Genomic DNA, 15,040 nt, shown 5'->3' with positions numbered 1-15,040 from the left:
ATTGCGTACAGGCATGTGCGGCTCGCCGTGTCGGTGGGAAAAGACCCGTTATAATGAGCCCGATTTTAACCGCAAGCCAAGCGCGCTCCATCCACATCGAGCGCGCCTTTTTATTGGAGAGATTACATGCCGTCGTTCGACGTGGTATCCGAACTGGACAAACACGAACTCACCAACGCGGTCGAGAACGCCGTGAAGGAACTCGATCGTCGTTATGACCTGAAAGGCAAAGGCAGCTTCGAGTTCAAGGAAAAGGACCTCACCGTGAGCCTGACCGCTGAAGCCGGGTTCCAGCTCGAAGCGATGATCGAAATCCTCAAGCTGGCGCTGGTCAAGCGCAAGATCGACGTGCAGTGCCTTGAAGTCAAAGACGCCTACGCATCGGGCAAGCTGATGAAGCAGGACGCCGTGCTCAAGGAAGGCATCGACAAGGAGCTGGCGAAGAAGATCGTCGGCCACATCAAGGACGCCAAGCTCAAAGTGCAGGCGGCCATTCAGGGCGAGCAAGTGCGTGTGACTGGCAAGAAGCGTGATGATCTGCAAGAGGCCATCGCGGCGCTGCGTGCCAAGGAATTCGGCATGCCACTGCAGTTCAACAACTTCCGCGACTAAGCTCGGTCAGATGACCTGTGGGAGCGAGCCTGCTCGCGAAGGCGCCGTGTCATTCAGCAATGAGTTGACTGACACACCGCCTTCGCGAGCAGGCTCGCTCCCACATTGTTTTGTGTACACCCGGCGGGTTTCTGCCGCTTATTTTTCGCGTGCCGAATGGCCGGAAATCAGGAGATAGAACATGGATTTGAATGCTGAGGTGGACAACCTGGTCAAGGCATCCCAGGCGTGGATTCCAATGATCATGGAATACGGCAGCCGCGTGCTGCTGGCAGTGATTACCCTGGCCATTGGCTGGTGGCTGATCAACAAGGTCACGCAAAAGCTCGGCGGTCTGCTGGCCCTGCGCAATGCCGATCTGGCCCTGCAAGGCTTTATCAGCAGCCTGGCGAACATCATTCTCAAAGTGCTGCTGATTGTCAGCGTCGCGTCGATGATCGGTGTTGAAACCACCTCGTTCGTTGCAGCGATCGGTGCTGCCGGTCTGGCCATCGGTCTGGCCTTGCAAGGCAGCCTGGCGAACTTCGCCGGTGGCGTGCTGATTCTGTTGTTCCGCCCGTTCCGTATCGGTGACTGGATCGAAGCGCAAGGTGTGGCGGGTACTGTCGACAGCATCCAGATTTTCCACACGGTACTGCGTACCGGCGACAACAAGACCATCATCGTACCGAACGGCAACCTGTCGAACGGCATCATCACCAACACCAACCGTCAGCCGACTCGTAAAGTCGTGTTTGATGTAGGCGTTGATTACGAAGCCGATCTGCAAAAAGCCCGTCAAGTGCTGCTGGATCTGGCCAAGGATGAGCGTGTCTTGCAGGATCCTGCGCCACAGGCCGTGATTTCGACGCTGGGCGACAGTTCGATCACTGTTTCGCTGCGTGTGTGGGTTAAAACTGCAGACTACTGGGACGTGATGTTCATGTTTAACGAACAGTCGCGTGATCGTTTAAAGACTGCCGGCATTGATATTCCTTTTCCGCAACGCGTGATTCGTGTGGTGCAGGAATCGGTAACACAATGATAGGTTGCTAATTAATTGCCTGACTTGTCGGTCAGGCAACTATTGCAAGTGACAGGCAATAAAAAAGGCCCATCGTAAGATGGGCCTTTTTGTTGTTACCGCAAACTAGTGTTTGGCGATTACAAGATCGACAGTGGGTAGTCGACGATCAGGCGGAACTCGTTGATATCGCCTTCAGCCTGGTCGGCGTTGCCACGGTGCCATGCTTGACGAATACGGAAGGACAGGTCTTTGGCAGGGCCGGCCTGAACTACGTATTTGGCTTCAAGGTTGGTTTCGTGATGCTTGCCATCTTCGCCGTAACCGTAAGAGTTGTATGGGCTGCTGGCGTCCATTTTGGTGCCGTCGATGTCCCAACCTTTTACGTAACGGGTCATGAAGCTCAGGCCCGGAACGCCGTACTCGGCCATTTTCAGGTCGTAACGAATCTGTGCAGATTTTTCGTTAGGGCCGTTGAAGTCGGAGTACTGGATGGAGTTAGCCAGGAAGATCGAGTCGCCACCACGGTTGTTGTCACCCACGCCGACGTAGTCGAACGGCGTATCACCATTGACCTTCTGGAAGGCCAGAGTCACGGTGTGTGCTTTCAGGAACGAGAGCGCAGTTGCCAGAGAGAACGTGGTGTTGCTGATGTCACCGGCTTTGGAATCGCCACTGTCAGTGGTGCGGTAGATATTGAAGTCGGTGTTCAGCGAAGTGTCACCACTGATCGGGGTGGTGAGGTTCACGTTGCTGTAGTACTGGTTCCAGATATCCTTGAACTTCGAACCGTAGAGCGAGACGCTCAGGTTCTCGGTGATGCCGTATTTACCACCGGCAAAGTCCATGGTTTTGCCTGTGACAGGGTTTTCACCGGTGCTGGAGTACTGCGAGTGCAACTCACCATCGCTGTTCATCTCGTCCTGGCTGGAGGCCGAGTAGAAGTGGCCTGCTTCCAGATCCAGGTTGTCGATTTCGCTGCTTTGCAGTTGGAAACCGGTTGCGGTTTGAGGAATCAGACGGGAGCCGCCAACGGCGAAGACTGGAGCGGTGCTTGGCTGGAACTCGCCGAATTTCAGCTCGGTCTTGGAGATGCGGGCCTTGATCGCTGCGCCTGCTTTACCGAGGGAGTCGTTGGCATGACCTTGGGAGTCGAGGCTGGTGTTGCCCGAACCTGTGGTGCCATCGCCACCATCCAGTTTGATGCCCAGGTAGCCGAACGCATCAACACCCACGCCGACGGTACCTTGGGTGTAACCGGAGCTGAAGTTGCTCAGGAAACCTTGAGTCCAGTCTCGCTGATCGTTTGATCCGGCTTTTCTGTCTCGGTTGAAGTAATAGTTGCGCAGCAACACATCAAACTTCGCGTCTTCAACAAAACCTTTGGCTTCAGCCTGGTCACTTACAAACGGTGCGGCCGTAGCCACTTGAGTACTGGCGGCTGCAGCAACTGCCAGTGCGATCATGCTCCACTTCATCACGCGCATCGTGATTTGCTCCTTTGGTTTTAGAAGAGTACTGCCGTCCCACCTGTTTTATTATCTGGGCGGCTCTTTCTTTTTGTGTCGGCGCAAACTTATATCACGCCGACAATGTTGGCGATACTTGCTGATCCAACCTTTCAGCATCTTTACGACGTTGTCGCAAATGGCGTGGTGGATGTCGCAAATTCACAGTACCAATGCAGCCGGACTGACAACTTTATCGCTGTTTCTGGGCCTTTTTGCATCGGTAAAAAAGAGTCCCTGGCAAAACACTTGAATCTCCATCGGGCAACCCTGCCACTGTTCTTATGGGGCTTAAGGCATCCACTTCCCGTGGTGCGCTTATAGTCCATATGGGTACGAATGCAACAAGCGTGCACAAACCGCAATTTCGTTGCGGTTATTTTTCTGAACGCCCGCCTGTCACTGTAAAAACCTCATAAATGCTGGATGCCAAGCCCCTTTTTATCAGGGCTTGACGCCATTCCTTCTATGGTGTTGCCACACGCAGGATCGAGCGTGACAACCAAAAACGTTACCGGTTCACCCCGCCAGTGAGTATTTGGCGGATGCCTGACGCAGTGAGCGTAGACGCACTGTGCGTTTTTGGTGCAAAAAATTTTACAGCTGTTCGGTATTCATACAGTTGAGAGCTGGCTGGATGCTGAACGAGTCAGTCTTTCTCGGTCATTTCTCCACGCTTGAAGTGTGTCTTGGTGCTGTGCTGGTGCATGGCGCGAGTAAATGTCCCATCCCGGGGCGTTTGCAGCGGTTCGTCATCAAGCCTTCGTGAAGGCTGGCGCATTCGCAGGTATGCTGCCGTCCTGTCGCTTGGTCGCGCCGTTCGCGAGGAGGGCCGCTAAGCTGAATAATGAAGATCAGCCGGGAGTGCGCGCAGTGTTTGCTTTAGATTCACGACTTCAACAGGACACGCTGACGATCGGTGATTTCCCTCTTTGCCGACTGCTGTTGTCCAATGACGCAAATTACCCTTGGTTTATCCTGGTGCCTCGTCGCGACGATATCAGTGAGTTGTTTCAGTTGGATGTCGCCGATCAACAGCAGTTATGGCAGGAAACCACCGCACTGGCTGAGTTGCTCAAGGATCTGTTCGACGCCGACAAGCTGAACGTCGCAACCCTGGGTAATGTCGTCAGCCAGTTACATATGCATGTGATTGTGCGTAAACGCGATGACGCGGCCTGGCCAGCGCCGGTCTGGGGCAAGCACCCGGCCAAGCCTTACAGTGTCGAGCAGGTCGCCGCCATTCGCGAGCGGTTGCGACTGGTCCTGACCGAGCATTTCACCTTTGTGGAGGGCTGAGTCATGAGCCTGGAAGAACGCGTTACCGATCTGGAAAGCCGTCTGGCGTTTCAGGATGACACCATTCAGGCATTGAACGACGTGCTGGTAGCCCAACAGCGCGTGGTTGAGCGCCTGCAATTGCAGATGGCAGCCCTGCTCAAGCGCCAGGAAGAGATGGTCGGCCAGTTCGAGTCCTTCGAAGACGAGGCGCCGCCGCCGCACTACTGACGCGGGTACTTTTCACCCGGCGTAAAAAAACCGCGAACAGCAGGCTGCTCGCGGTTTTTTTATGCCTGGATCAGCGTCGCGGCAGAGCGGCGATCACGTCCTCGGCTTGCAGGCCCTTGTCCCGGTTCATCACCGAGAATTCCACGCGCTGGCCTTCGACCAGTACGCGGTGACCTTCACCACGGATCGCGCGAAAGTGCACGAAAATATCATCGCCGGAATCCCGGGAGATAAAGCCGAAGCCTTTGGAGGTGTTGAACCACTTGACGGTACCGGTATCGCGATTGGTCATGTCATAGCTGGTTGGAGCGGCAGCCGGTGAAGAACGATAGAAGCTCACAGCCAGATGCAAGACCACGGCAACCAGCGCGATCACCAGGGTGAACAGCACGGCTGGCTGGCCGGCGATGACGGGCATCGGGGCGATCAGGGTCAAGGTTTGCAGGACGACAGTCAGCACCAGAAGAGCGCTGACCAGATTTTGCAGATGCTGACGAGGGCCTTTGTTCCAGAAAGGAATCACTGGGGCAATCACCAGGTTCAGCAGGCCGAAAAAGGCCAGGTAAAGTGCATCGGGTTGTTGCAGGTAGGGAACGGCTTCGGATTTCAAGCTGGGTATGAACGACAGCAGCAAGGCCGCTGCGCCCATTAGCAGGTGGACGATTTTCAACATTTTGATTGGCTCACGTTTATGACGGCTCACAAGGAAGAGCTGAAGGCGCACGGTTCGCTTCGGAACAAAATAAGAGGCGGTGGACACGTTCACGGCATCAGCCTATGCGCAACGCCCCGAAAAATGGGGCATGGCGACACACTGCCTATTTAACAGCAAAGCCTGCGGCTACTCAAATCAGCCCGGCCAGCGGCATGGCGTCGGTCGATTTGTCGCAGCGTTTGCAGCCAATCAGGGCTGCGGGGTGTCGGTTGCCTTGCTAGAGTGGGTCTGCACCTGTTGGATGAATTCAATCGCCGTTAGGGGGTAAACATGGCAATCGATATCGGTATCAGTGAAGAAGATCGCAAGTCCATCGTCGAAGGACTATCCCGTCTGTTGTCGGACACCTACGTGCTGTATCTGAAAACCCACAACTTCCACTGGAACGTCACCGGCCCGATGTTTCGCACGCTGCACTTGATGTTCGAAGAGCAATACAACGAGCTGGCGCTGGCCGTGGATTCGATCGCCGAGCGCATTCGCGCCTTGGGTTTTCCGGCGCCGGGCGCCTATGCCACGTACGCACGCCTTTCTTCGATCAAGGAAGAAGTGGGTGTGCCGAGTGCCGAAGACATGATCAAACAATTGGTTGATGGCCAGGAAGCCGTTACGCGCACGGCGCGCGGCATTTTTCCGCTGCTCGACAAGGTCAGCGATGAGCCGACCGCAGACCTGCTGACCCAGCGCATGCAGGTGCACGAGAAAACCGCGTGGATGCTGCGCGCGTTGCTGGAAGCATAATCATCCGGGCGCACGAGCCAGTCGGTCGAGGGTCGTGCGCTGTCCGGAATCTTACTTGTATCGTTGGCTTATCCTACGGAGATGGTCAATAAGTCGTCTGGATATAACTTTGTGTCTGCGCTTTTATGAAAGCCACAGGATGTGACTTTTCAAACAAGCAGAGATGGCAAAGGAGTGTCACCGATATGGTAGAGGGAGACAGGCGAGGCGACAGGATTGTCGGCTTGCCACATGAATTGAAAGTCGATCCGTTCGTCAACGAATTCGACATGGCACTGGTTCAGCCATCGTCACGATCCGTACGTCTGAACGGTTATGCAACCTGCCTGCGGCTTGAGCAGGTTTACTGGAACATCCTCGGCACGATGGCCGCGCAAAATTGTTGTTCGGTCAGTTCGCTGTTGTCCCATGTCGACCGTGAAGTGCATCTGCGGCATGGCGGGGTGAAGAATTTCAGCGCGCTTGTACGGGTGGTGTGCGTCATGAACGGCATCAAGGAAGCTGCATCGACCAAATCGCTCTGAAACGGCGATTGCAAACGAGGTCGCGGCCTGTGCAGTCTTACGGCTGCACAGGCCGCATTTAATCGATATAATCCCGCTCTTTCGCCGCAAAGCCCTGCGCGCGGTGGCAATCTGATCGCCGAGACACCCCCCATGCCGATGTACGATTACCAATGTGCTTCCTGTGGTCATCAGTTGGAAGCCATTCAAAAGATCAGCGATGCACCGCTGGTCGACTGCCCTGCCTGCCAGGCACCAGAGCTCAAGAAACAGCTGTCCATGCCGGGTTTTCGCCTGAGCGGCGGCGGCTGGTACGAAACCGACTTCAAGACCGGCGCCAAGAAGAATCTGGCCGGTGGCGACAAATCTGACTAGGGTTCAGGCCCAGGTCGAACGACACGCGTGAGTTTTCCGATGCCGCACCCAGCTTGTGTGCGACGGGATCTCTACCGAATTTCGAATTACGAGAAGCGAACCACTACCATGATGCGCAGCCACTATTGCGGCCAACTGAACGAAAGCCTGGAAGGCCAGGAAATTACCCTTTGCGGATGGGTTCACCGTCGTCGCGACCACGGCGGGGTGATTTTCCTCGATATCCGTGATCGTGACGGTCTGGCCCAGGTGGTATTCGATCCGGATCGCGCCGAGAGCTTCGCCGCTGCCGATCGCGTGCGCAGCGAATACGTTGTGAAGATCACCGGTAAGGTGCGTCTGCGCCCGGCCGGTGCCACCAACGCCAACATGGCGTCGGGCATGATCGAAGTGCTGGGCTACGAACTGGAAGTGCTGAACGAGTCGGAAACCCCGCCGTTCCCGCTGAACGAGTTCTCCGACGTTGGCGAAGAAACCCGCCTGCGCTATCGCTTCCTCGACCTGCGTCGTCCGGAAATGGCCGAGAAGCTGCGTCTGCGTTCGCGCATGACCACCAGCATCCGTCGCTTCCTCGACGAGAACGGCTTCCTCGACGTCGAAACGCCGATCCTGACCCGTGCCACCCCTGAAGGTGCACGTGACTATCTGGTGCCAAGCCGCACTCACGCTGGTTCGTTCTTCGCCCTGCCGCAATCGCCGCAGCTGTTCAAGCAACTGCTGATGGTTGCCGGTTTCGACCGTTACTACCAGATCGCCAAGTGCTTCCGCGACGAAGACCTGCGCGCTGACCGCCAGCCGGAATTCACCCAGATCGACATCGAGACCAGCTTCCTCGATGAAAAAGAGATCATGGGCCTGACCGAAGAAATGATCCGCAACCTGTTCAAGGAAGTGCTGGGTCTGGAATTCGGCGATTTCCCGCACATGACCTTCGAAGAAGCCATGCGCCGTTACGGTTCCGACAAGCCAGACCTGCGCAACCCGCTGGAACTGGTCGACGTTGCCGATCAACTCAAAGAAGTCGATTTCAAAGTGTTCAGCGGCCCGGCCAACGATCCGAAATGCCGTATCGCCGCACTGCGCGTTCCAGGCGGGGCGAGCATGCCGCGCAAGCAGATCGACGACTACACCAAGTTCGTCGGCATCTACGGTGCCAAGGGGCTGGCGTACATCAAGGTCAACGAGCGCGCTGCCGGTGTTGACGGTCTGCAATCGCCGATCGTGAAAAACATCCCGCTGGAAAACCTCAACGCCATCCTCGATCGCGTGGGTGCTGTTGACGGCGACATCGTGTTCTTCGGCGCCGACAAGGCCAAGATCGTCAGCGAAGCATTGGGCGCACTGCGCATCAAGCTCGGTCACGACCTCAAGCTGCTGACCTGCGAGTGGGCGCCAATGTGGGTCGTCGACTTCCCGATGTTCGAAGAGAACGACGACGGCAGCTTCTCGGCGCTGCACCACCCGTTCACCGCGCCAAAGTGCACGCCGCAAGAGCTCGAAGCCAACCCGGCTGGCGCTCTGTCCCGCGCGTACGACATGGTGCTGAACGGCACTGAGCTGGGTGGCGGTTCGATCCGTATCCACCGCAAAGAGATGCAACAGTCGGTCTTCCGTCTGTTGGGTATCGATGAAGCGGAACAGGAAGAGAAGTTCGGCTTCCTGCTCGACGCGCTGAAGTACGGTGCACCGCCGCACGGTGGTCTGGCCTTCGGTCTGGACCGTCTGGTAATGCTGATGACCGGCGCCCAGTCGATCCGTGAAGTGATCGCCTTCCCGAAAACCCAGAGTGCTGCCGACGTGATGACGCAAGCGCCGGGTGTGGTGGATGCCAAGGCACTGCGCGAACTGCACATTCGTTTGCGCGAAACGCCAAAGGCTGAGTAAGACGGGCCTGAAGGCGCATCTTCGGATGCGCCTTTTTTCTATCTATAGAGAGCAGGTCGAGATTTTTTGTTTGCTGGCCGCTGCATGTGCAGGGCGGGCAACGTTTCAAAGAGAATTCGGAGCGAGTTATGGCAGGTCATTCCAAGTGGGCGAACATCAAGCACCGCAAAGAACGTCAGGATGCCAAGAGAGGCAAGATCTTCACCAAGTGGATCCGCGAGCTGACCGTTGCGGCCCGTCAGGGCGGCGGTGATCCGGGCTCCAACCCGCGTCTGCGTCTGGCGCTGGATAAAGCGCTGAGCGCGAACATGAGCCGCGACATCATTGACCGCGCCGTCGCGCGTGGCGCCGGTGCCACCGAAGCCGACAACGTTGAAGAGCTGACCTACGAAGGTTACGGCCCGGGCGGTGTAGCGGTGATGGTCGAGTGCATGACCGACAACCGCAACCGTACTGCGGCAGCCGTTCGCCATGCGTTCAGCAAGTGTGGTGGCAACCTCGGCACCGACGGTTCGGTGGCTTACTTGTTCGAGCGCAAAGGCCAGATCAGCTTCGCGCCGGGCGTTGATGAAGACGCACTGACCGAAGCGGCGCTGGAAGCCGATGCCGATGACGTGGTCAGCCACGAAGACGGCTCGATCGATGTGTTCACCTCGTTCACCAGTTTCTATGCGGTGCGAAACGCGCTGGAAGCCGCAGGGTTCAAGGGCGATGATGCGGAAATCGTCATGCAGCCAACCACCAGCGCCGAGCTGGATCTGGAAGGTGCGGAAAAGGTGCTCAAGCTGATCGACATGCTTGAAGATCTGGATGACGTGCAGAACGTCTATTCCAACGCTGATATTCCGGAAGACGTGGCCGCTCAGCTCGGTTAAGAGCGACTACGATTCAATGTGGGAGCGAGCCTGCTCGCGAAGGCGGATTTTCAGTCAACATCGTTGCTGATGATGAAACCGCTTTCGCGAGCAGGCTCGCTCCCACATTTGTTATGGGTTGATTTGAAAATCGTGCTTTTACCGAATCTGCAGGCGTTATGACTTTAATTCTTGGTATCGACCCCGGTTCGCGCATTACCGGTTACGGGATTGTTCGCGATACCGGGCGAGGTGGCTGCATCTATGTGGCCTCTGGCTGTATCCGCACCGGCGCCGGTGAGCTGCACGAGCGCCTGCAAATCGTCTATCGCGGCGTACGCGAGATCATCCAGACCTACGGCCCGGTGACCATGGGCATCGAAAAAGTGTTCATGGCGAAAAACGCCGATTCGGCGCTGAAGCTGGGGCAGGCCCGTGGCGCAGCGATTGTCGCCGGCGCTGAAGAATGCCTGGAGATTGCCGAGTACACCGCCACTCAGGTCAAACAGGCCGTGGTCGGCACCGGCGCCGCCAATAAAGAACAAGTGCAGATGATGGTCATGCACATGCTCAAGCTGACCAGCAAACCGCAAATCGATGCCTCGGACGCCCTCGCCATTGCCATTTGCCATGCGCACACCCGCTCCAGTCTGCTGCCGCACGGTTTGGGAACGGCACGCAGTCGTGGCGGGCGCCTGCGTCTCTGATAGCATCAGCATCAATTTTCCTGAAAGCGGATTTCCTGCGCCTGGGTCGTCGGCCCGGAATCCGCCTTTCGACAGTCGCCAGCCCACGGCTGGCCAACGCTCAAGGATCTGAAACGTGATTGGACGCTTGCGCGGCACCCTGGCTGAGAAACAGCCGCCGCACCTGATTCTGGATGTAAACGGCCTCGGGTATGAGCTGGAAGTGCCCATGACCACCCTTTATCGTCTGCCGTCGGTCGGTGAACCGCTGACCTTGCACACCCATTTGGTCGTACGCGAAGACGCGCAATTACTCTATGGTTTCGCCGGCAAGCGTGAGCGAGACTTTTTTCGCGAGTTGATCCGTCTCAATGGTGTCGGGCCGAAATTGGCGCTGGCCTTGATGTCGAGTCTGGAAGTCGACGAACTGATCCGCTGCGTGCAGTCTCAGGACACCTCGGCCCTGACCAAGGTGCCGGGTGTCGGCAAGAAAACTGCCGAGCGTCTGCTGGTCGAGCTGAAAGACCGCTTCAAGGCTTGGGAAACTACGCCGGCCATGTTCGCGCTGGTACCGAATCAGCCGGACGGCCCCGCGCCGGTCAATACCGCCGAGAACGATGCGGTCAGCGCGCTGATTTCCCTGGGCTACAAGCCGCAGGAAGCGAGCAAGGCGATTACCGCCATCAAGGACAAGAATTTGAGCAGTGAAGACCTGATCCGCCGCGCCCTGAAGGGAATGATTTAAGTGATTGAAGCTGATCGTCTGATCACCGCCGCGCACAGCCCGCGCGAGCGCGAAGAAGTCCAGGACCGGGCCATTCGCCCGGTCAGTCTGGCCGACTATATTGGCCAGCCGACCGTGCGCGAGCAGATGGAGCTGTTCATCCAGGCTGCTCGCGGCCGTAGCGAATCCCTCGACCACACGCTGATCTTCGGCCCGCCGGGTCTGGGCAAGACCACGCTGGCCAACATCATCGCCCAGGAAATGGGCGTGTCGATCAAGAGCACATCCGGGCCGGTGCTTGAGCGTCCGGGTGATCTGGCGGCGTTGTTGACCAATCTTGAGCCGCATGACGTGCTGTTCATCGACGAAATCCATCGTCTGTCGCCGATCGTTGAGGAAGTGCTCTATCCAGCGATGGAGGATTTTCAGCTCGACATCATGATCGGTGAAGGGCCGGCCGCGCGTTCGATCAAGCTTGATCTGCCGCCGTTCACTCTGGTGGGGGCGACCACTCGCGCCGGCATGCTGACCAACCCGTTGCGTGATCGCTTCGGTATCGTCCAGCGTCTCGAGTTCTACAGCACGGCCGATCTGGCGACGATTGTCAGCCGTTCGGCGGCCATCCTCGGTTTGCCACTGGATCCGGAAGGTTCTTTCGAAATCGCTCGTCGCGCCCGTGGCACGCCTCGTATTGCCAACCGCCTGCTGCGCCGGGTGCGCGACTTCGCCGAAGTGCGTGCCAAGGGCCATATCACCAAAGCGGTGGCGGATCTGGCGCTGAACCTGCTGGATGTCGACGAACACGGTTTCGATCATCAGGACCGGCGTCTGCTGCTGACCATGATCGAGAAGTTCGATGGCGGCCCGGTCGGTATCGACAGCCTCGCCGCTGCGATTAGTGAAGAACGTCACACCATTGAAGATGTGCTGGAACCGTATCTGATTCAGCAGGGCTACATCATGCGCACACCGCGGGGCAGGGTGGTGACGCGGCATGCGTACCTGCACTTCGGTTTAAACATTCCGTCACGAATGGGTGAAATGCCCGTGGCAGACGAGTTTCTCGATGCCTTGGACGACTAATACACATTTGTTGTCGATTTATTCAGGGTTTGTACTGTCAGAGGACGGTACTTTTACGGTAAAGCTCTGAAACCATGAAAAACAGTTGCCTGGCCGGATTGGCAACCTGAGGAGTAAGCACTAGAGTATGCGCGCGCAAAACGGGCTTGAGCCGTTCGCACATCGTTGTCGCGTTTATTACGAGGACACCGATGCGGGCGGCATCGTGTATTACGTTAATTACCTCAAGTTTATGGAACGGGCTCGAACCGAGCGGCTTCGCGAGCTGGGCTTTGCCCAATCGCAGCTGGCAGGGGAGGACCTGTTGTTTGTCGTGCACTCCAGCGAAGCGCGCTATCACGCGCCGGCGCGACTGGACGACGAACTGCTGGTAAGCGCTGAAGTAATCGAATTGAACCGTGCCAGCCTGCGCTTCAAACAGCAGGTCAGGCGGGCTACGGATAATGTGCTGCTCTGCGAGGGGCAGTTTTTGGTGGCCTGTGTGCGCACTAACAGTTTGAAACCCCGGGCCCTTCCCGAAGACTTGCGTGCGGCCTTTGCCGACGCGGTCGGCCCGGGTACACACTCAAAGCAGGAGATAAAGCGTGGAAGCTAACGTCGTCGACCATTCCTCCATGTGGAGCCTGGTCAGCAATGCCAGCATCGTGGTGCAGTTGGTAATGTTGACCCTGGTAGCCGCATCGGTGACCTCATGGATCATGATCTTTCAGCGCAGCAATCTGCTGCGCGCCGGTCGACGCGCCCTGGAGAGCTTCGAAGAGCGCTTCTGGTCGGGTATCGATCTGTCCAAGCTGTACCGTCAGGCGGGCAGCAACCCGGACCCGGATTCGGGCGTGGAGCAGATCTTCCGCGCTGGCTTCAAAGAGTTCTCGCGTCTGCGTCAGCAGCCAGGTGTCGACCCTGAAGCAGTCATGGAAGGCGTGGCCCGTGCCATGCGCGTCGCCATCTCCCGCGAAGAAGAGAAACTGGAGCAGAGCCTGCCGTTTCTCGCCACGGTCGGTTCGGTCAGCCCGTACATCGGTCTGTTCGGTACCGTGTGGGGCATCATGAACTCCTTCCGCGGTCTGGCCAGCGCCCAGCAAGCAACCCTGGCCACTGTGGCTCCGGGTATCGCTGAAGCCCTGATCGCCACAGCGATCGGTCTGTTTGCCGCGATCCCTGCGGTAATCGCTTACAACCGTTTCGCCGCTCGCAGCGAAACCTTGTTGGGCCGCTACTACACCTTCGCCGATGAATTCCAGGCGATCCTGCACCGCAAAGTGCACACCAGCGAAGAATAAGCAGGTAATTTCCAATGGCTTTAATCGCTCGAGCTCGCAAAAAGCGCAAGCCGGTCGCCGAGATGAACGTGGTGCCCTACATCGACGTGATGTTGGTGCTGCTGGTCATCTTCATGGTGACCGCGCCGATGCTCAATCAGGGCGTGAAAGTTGATCTGCCCAAGGTTTCCAGCGAAGCCTTGCCGCAGGACAACAACACACAGGTCCTGACCATTTCGATCAAGGCTGACAAGACCTATTACTGGAACCTTGGCAGCGAAGTCGATACCGAGAAGCAACAGGACAGGGCCATGACCCTGCCGCAAATGACCGACGCGGTGACCAAGATCATTCGTGCCGGCACTGAAGGCGGCAAGCGTACCCAGGTCTTCATCCGCGGTGACAAAACCGTCGACTACGGTTCCGTCATGGGCGCCATGGGCGGGTTGCAGAAAGCCGGGGTCGGTAATGTTGGTTTGATTACCGAGGCCCCCTGATGCAGCAACAGCGAGAGCCGTCCGCCTCGGAAAGCTACTTCTGGCCTAGCGTTCTGGCAATTGTCCTGCACGTGCTGGTGTTCGGCATGCTGTTCGTCAGTTTTGCCTTTACTCCAGAGCTGCCGCCGGCCAAACCGATTGTCCAGGCGACCCTCTACCAGCTGAAATCGAAAAGTCAGGCAACCACCCAGACCAATCAGAAGATTGCGGGTGAGGCGAAGAAATCCGCCGCGCGCCAGACCGAAGTCGAGCAGATGGAGCAGAAGAAGGTCGAGCAGGAAGAGATCAAGGCCGCTGCGGAACAAAAGAAAGAAGAAGCGGCTCAAAAAGCCGAGGAAGCCAAGAAGGCCGATGAGTCGAAAAAAGCAGACGAGGCGAAAAAGGCTGACGAAGCCAAAAAAGCCGACGAAGCCAAGAAGACCGCCGAAGCCAAGAAGGCCGAAGAGAAACAATTGGCTGATATAGCCAAGAAGAAATCTGAAGAAGAAGCGAAAAAGGCTGCTGAAGAAGAGGCCAAGAAAGCCGCTGCTGAAGAAGCCAAGAAGAAGATCGTCGAAGACGCGAAGAAGAAAGCCGCCGAAGACGCCAAGAAGAAAGCTGAAGCTGAAGAGGCGAAGAAGAAAATCGCCGACGAAGCGAAGAAGAAAGCTGCTGCCGATGCTGCGAAGAAGAAAGCGCAGGATGCGGCACGTAAATCGACCGAAGACAAAAAGGCTCAGGCCTTGGCCGATCTGCTTTCCGACACGCCGCAGCGCCAGCAGGCCTTGGCCGATGAGCAGGGTGACGAAGTCGCGGGCAGTTTCGATGACCTGATTCGTGCGCGAGCAGCAGAGGGGTGGGCCCGTCCACCTTCGGCACGCAAAGGCATGACCGTTGTGCTGCAGATCGGCATGTTGCCGGACGGTACGGTGACTTCGGTCAGCGTGGCCAAGTCCAGTGGCGACGGTCCGTTCGATGCTTCGGCAGTCGCGGCAGTGAAGAATATTGGACGTTTGACAGAAATGCAGGGAATGAAGCCGAGCGATTTCGCTCCGTATCGTTCATTCAAGATGACATTCACACCTGAGGATCTAGCCTTGTGAGAAAC

18 protein-coding genes are annotated in these 15,040 nt (G+C 57.2%); 16 read left to right on the top strand and 2 right to left on the bottom strand.

What is annotated here, in order from left to right:
- The first annotated feature begins 126 nt into the window (after nt 1-126).
- Together PspS49_RS22915 and PspS49_RS22910 are read left to right on the top strand one after the other, a co-directional pair.
- Nucleotides 127-612 carry a YajQ family cyclic di-GMP-binding protein gene (locus PspS49_RS22915; protein WP_007912755.1) on the top strand — a complete coding sequence of 162 codons (486 nt, stop codon included), beginning with the start codon at nt 127-129 and terminating at the stop codon, nt 610-612.
- A gap of 181 nt (nt 613-793) precedes the next feature.
- Nucleotides 794-1,636 carry a mechanosensitive ion channel family protein gene (locus tag PspS49_RS22910; RefSeq protein ID WP_127929520.1) on the top strand — a complete coding sequence of 281 codons (843 nt, stop codon included), beginning with the start codon at nt 794-796 and terminating at the stop codon, nt 1,634-1,636.
- Between the two features lie 119 nt (nt 1,637-1,755).
- Here PspS49_RS22910 and PspS49_RS22905 read toward each other — a convergent pair whose 3' ends face one another.
- Nucleotides 1,756-3,102, bottom strand: a complete 1,347-nt coding sequence (locus tag PspS49_RS22905) for an OprD family porin (RefSeq protein ID WP_150774433.1) — start codon at nt 3,100-3,102, stop codon at nt 1,756-1,758.
- Nucleotides 3,103-3,996: 894 nt separating this feature from the next.
- Between PspS49_RS22905 and PspS49_RS22900 the strand changes: the two genes are divergently transcribed.
- Nucleotides 3,997-4,422, top strand: a complete 426-nt coding sequence (locus PspS49_RS22900) for an HIT domain-containing protein (protein ID WP_127930443.1) — start codon at nt 3,997-3,999, stop codon at nt 4,420-4,422.
- 3 nt (nt 4,423-4,425) lie between these two features.
- Entirely contained in the window at nt 4,426-4,632 is a 207-nt protein-coding gene (locus PspS49_RS22895; protein ID WP_038366649.1) for a SlyX family protein, read from the top strand.
- Nucleotides 4,633-4,702: 70 nt separating this feature from the next.
- Here PspS49_RS22895 and PspS49_RS30015 read toward each other — a convergent pair whose 3' ends face one another.
- Nucleotides 4,703-5,305 (bottom strand): cold-shock protein, encoded by a 603-nt coding sequence (locus PspS49_RS30015; RefSeq protein WP_007912746.1) that lies wholly within the window; start codon nt 5,303-5,305, stop codon nt 4,703-4,705.
- A 312-nt stretch (nt 5,306-5,617) separates the two neighbouring features.
- On the opposite strand from PspS49_RS30015, the gene PspS49_RS22885 reads away from it, so the two are divergent.
- The 12 genes from PspS49_RS22885 to tolA all read left to right on the top strand — a co-directional run bounded on the left by PspS49_RS22885 (nt 5,618) and on the right by tolA (nt 15,035).
- Nucleotides 5,618-6,088: a Dps family protein gene (locus PspS49_RS22885; RefSeq protein ID WP_034153422.1), complete on the top strand. Its 471-nt coding sequence runs from the start codon at nt 5,618-5,620 to the stop codon at nt 6,086-6,088.
- A gap of 185 nt (nt 6,089-6,273) precedes the next feature.
- The gene (locus PspS49_RS22880) at nt 6,274-6,612 is read left to right on the top strand and encodes a ribbon-helix-helix domain-containing protein (protein ID WP_160041559.1); all 339 of its coding nucleotides are present in this window, start codon (nt 6,274-6,276) and stop codon (nt 6,610-6,612) included.
- Between the two features lie 132 nt (nt 6,613-6,744).
- Nucleotides 6,745-6,966, top strand: coding sequence for a zinc ribbon domain-containing protein (locus tag PspS49_RS22875; RefSeq protein WP_085730262.1), 222 nt, complete (start codon nt 6,745-6,747; stop codon nt 6,964-6,966).
- 108 nt (nt 6,967-7,074) lie between these two features.
- Complete coding sequence (gene aspS, locus PspS49_RS22870) at nt 7,075-8,850, top strand: aspartate--tRNA ligase (protein WP_160041557.1); 1,776 nt, start codon at nt 7,075-7,077, stop codon at nt 8,848-8,850.
- Between the two features lie 128 nt (nt 8,851-8,978).
- Nucleotides 8,979-9,725 (top strand): YebC/PmpR family DNA-binding transcriptional regulator, encoded by a 747-nt coding sequence (locus PspS49_RS22865; protein ID WP_007912738.1) that lies wholly within the window; start codon nt 8,979-8,981, stop codon nt 9,723-9,725.
- 158 nt (nt 9,726-9,883) lie between these two features.
- Nucleotides 9,884-10,411, top strand: coding sequence for a crossover junction endodeoxyribonuclease RuvC (gene ruvC, locus PspS49_RS22860; protein WP_007962095.1), 528 nt, complete (start codon nt 9,884-9,886; stop codon nt 10,409-10,411).
- 115 nt (nt 10,412-10,526) lie between these two features.
- Nucleotides 10,527-11,135, top strand: a complete 609-nt coding sequence (gene ruvA, locus PspS49_RS22855) for a Holliday junction branch migration protein RuvA (RefSeq protein ID WP_034153418.1) — start codon at nt 10,527-10,529, stop codon at nt 11,133-11,135.
- On the top strand, nt 11,136-12,197 hold the full coding sequence (ruvB, locus tag PspS49_RS22850; RefSeq protein ID WP_160041555.1) for a Holliday junction branch migration DNA helicase RuvB: 1,062 nt from the start codon (nt 11,136-11,138) through the stop codon (nt 12,195-12,197).
- A gap of 127 nt (nt 12,198-12,324) precedes the next feature.
- Entirely contained in the window at nt 12,325-12,792 is a 468-nt protein-coding gene (gene ybgC, locus PspS49_RS22845) for a tol-pal system-associated acyl-CoA thioesterase (protein WP_064119107.1), read from the top strand.
- Nucleotides 12,782-13,477 carry a protein TolQ gene (tolQ, locus tag PspS49_RS22840; RefSeq protein WP_008080223.1) on the top strand — a complete coding sequence of 232 codons (696 nt, stop codon included), beginning with the start codon at nt 12,782-12,784 and terminating at the stop codon, nt 13,475-13,477. The genes ybgC and tolQ overlap by 11 nt, the downstream gene beginning before the upstream one ends.
- Nucleotides 13,478-13,500: 23 nt before the next feature.
- A complete protein-coding gene (gene tolR / locus PspS49_RS22835) occupies nt 13,501-13,953 on the top strand; it encodes a protein TolR (RefSeq protein ID WP_161806672.1) in 453 nt (150 codons plus the stop codon).
- Nucleotides 13,953-15,035, top strand: coding sequence for a cell envelope integrity protein TolA (gene tolA, locus PspS49_RS22830; protein ID WP_016983827.1), 1,083 nt, complete (start codon nt 13,953-13,955; stop codon nt 15,033-15,035). The genes tolR and tolA overlap by 1 nt, the downstream gene beginning before the upstream one ends.
- Nucleotides 15,036-15,040: the final 5 nt, after the last annotated feature.

Source organism: Pseudomonas sp. S49 (assembly GCF_009866785.1).
In the GTDB taxonomy this organism is placed as follows: Bacteria; Pseudomonadota; Gammaproteobacteria; order Pseudomonadales; family Pseudomonadaceae; genus Aquipseudomonas.
Note: the sequence above shows the minus strand (reverse complement) of the source record. Positions and strands in the feature narration are given on the sequence as shown.

Bases quoted from the DNA above. Each gene is read 5' to 3' on its own strand.
- PspS49_RS22915 (WP_007912755.1), top strand. From the start codon at position 127: ATGCCGTCGTTCGACGTGGTATCCGAACTGGACAAACACGAACTCACC.
- PspS49_RS22910 (WP_127929520.1), top strand. From the start codon at position 794: ATGGATTTGAATGCTGAGGTGGACAACCTGGTCAAGGCATCCCAGGCG.
- PspS49_RS22905 (WP_150774433.1), bottom strand. From the start codon at position 3,102: ATGCGCGTGATGAAGTGGAGCATGATCGCACTGGCAGTTGCTGCAGCC.
- PspS49_RS22895 (WP_038366649.1), top strand. From the start codon at position 4,426: ATGAGCCTGGAAGAACGCGTTACCGATCTGGAAAGCCGTCTGGCGTTT.
- PspS49_RS30015 (WP_007912746.1), bottom strand. From the start codon at position 5,305: ATGTTGAAAATCGTCCACCTGCTAATGGGCGCAGCGGCCTTGCTGCTG.
- PspS49_RS22885 (WP_034153422.1), top strand. From the start codon at position 5,618: ATGGCAATCGATATCGGTATCAGTGAAGAAGATCGCAAGTCCATCGTC.
- PspS49_RS22880 (WP_160041559.1), top strand. From the start codon at position 6,274: ATGGTAGAGGGAGACAGGCGAGGCGACAGGATTGTCGGCTTGCCACAT.
- PspS49_RS22875 (WP_085730262.1), top strand. From the start codon at position 6,745: ATGCCGATGTACGATTACCAATGTGCTTCCTGTGGTCATCAGTTGGAA.
- aspS (WP_160041557.1), top strand. From the start codon at position 7,075: ATGATGCGCAGCCACTATTGCGGCCAACTGAACGAAAGCCTGGAAGGC.
- PspS49_RS22865 (WP_007912738.1), top strand. From the start codon at position 8,979: ATGGCAGGTCATTCCAAGTGGGCGAACATCAAGCACCGCAAAGAACGT.
- ruvC (WP_007962095.1), top strand. From the start codon at position 9,884: ATGACTTTAATTCTTGGTATCGACCCCGGTTCGCGCATTACCGGTTAC.
- ybgC (WP_064119107.1), top strand. From the start codon at position 12,325: ATGCGCGCGCAAAACGGGCTTGAGCCGTTCGCACATCGTTGTCGCGTT.
- tolA (WP_016983827.1), top strand. From the start codon at position 13,953: ATGCAGCAACAGCGAGAGCCGTCCGCCTCGGAAAGCTACTTCTGGCCT.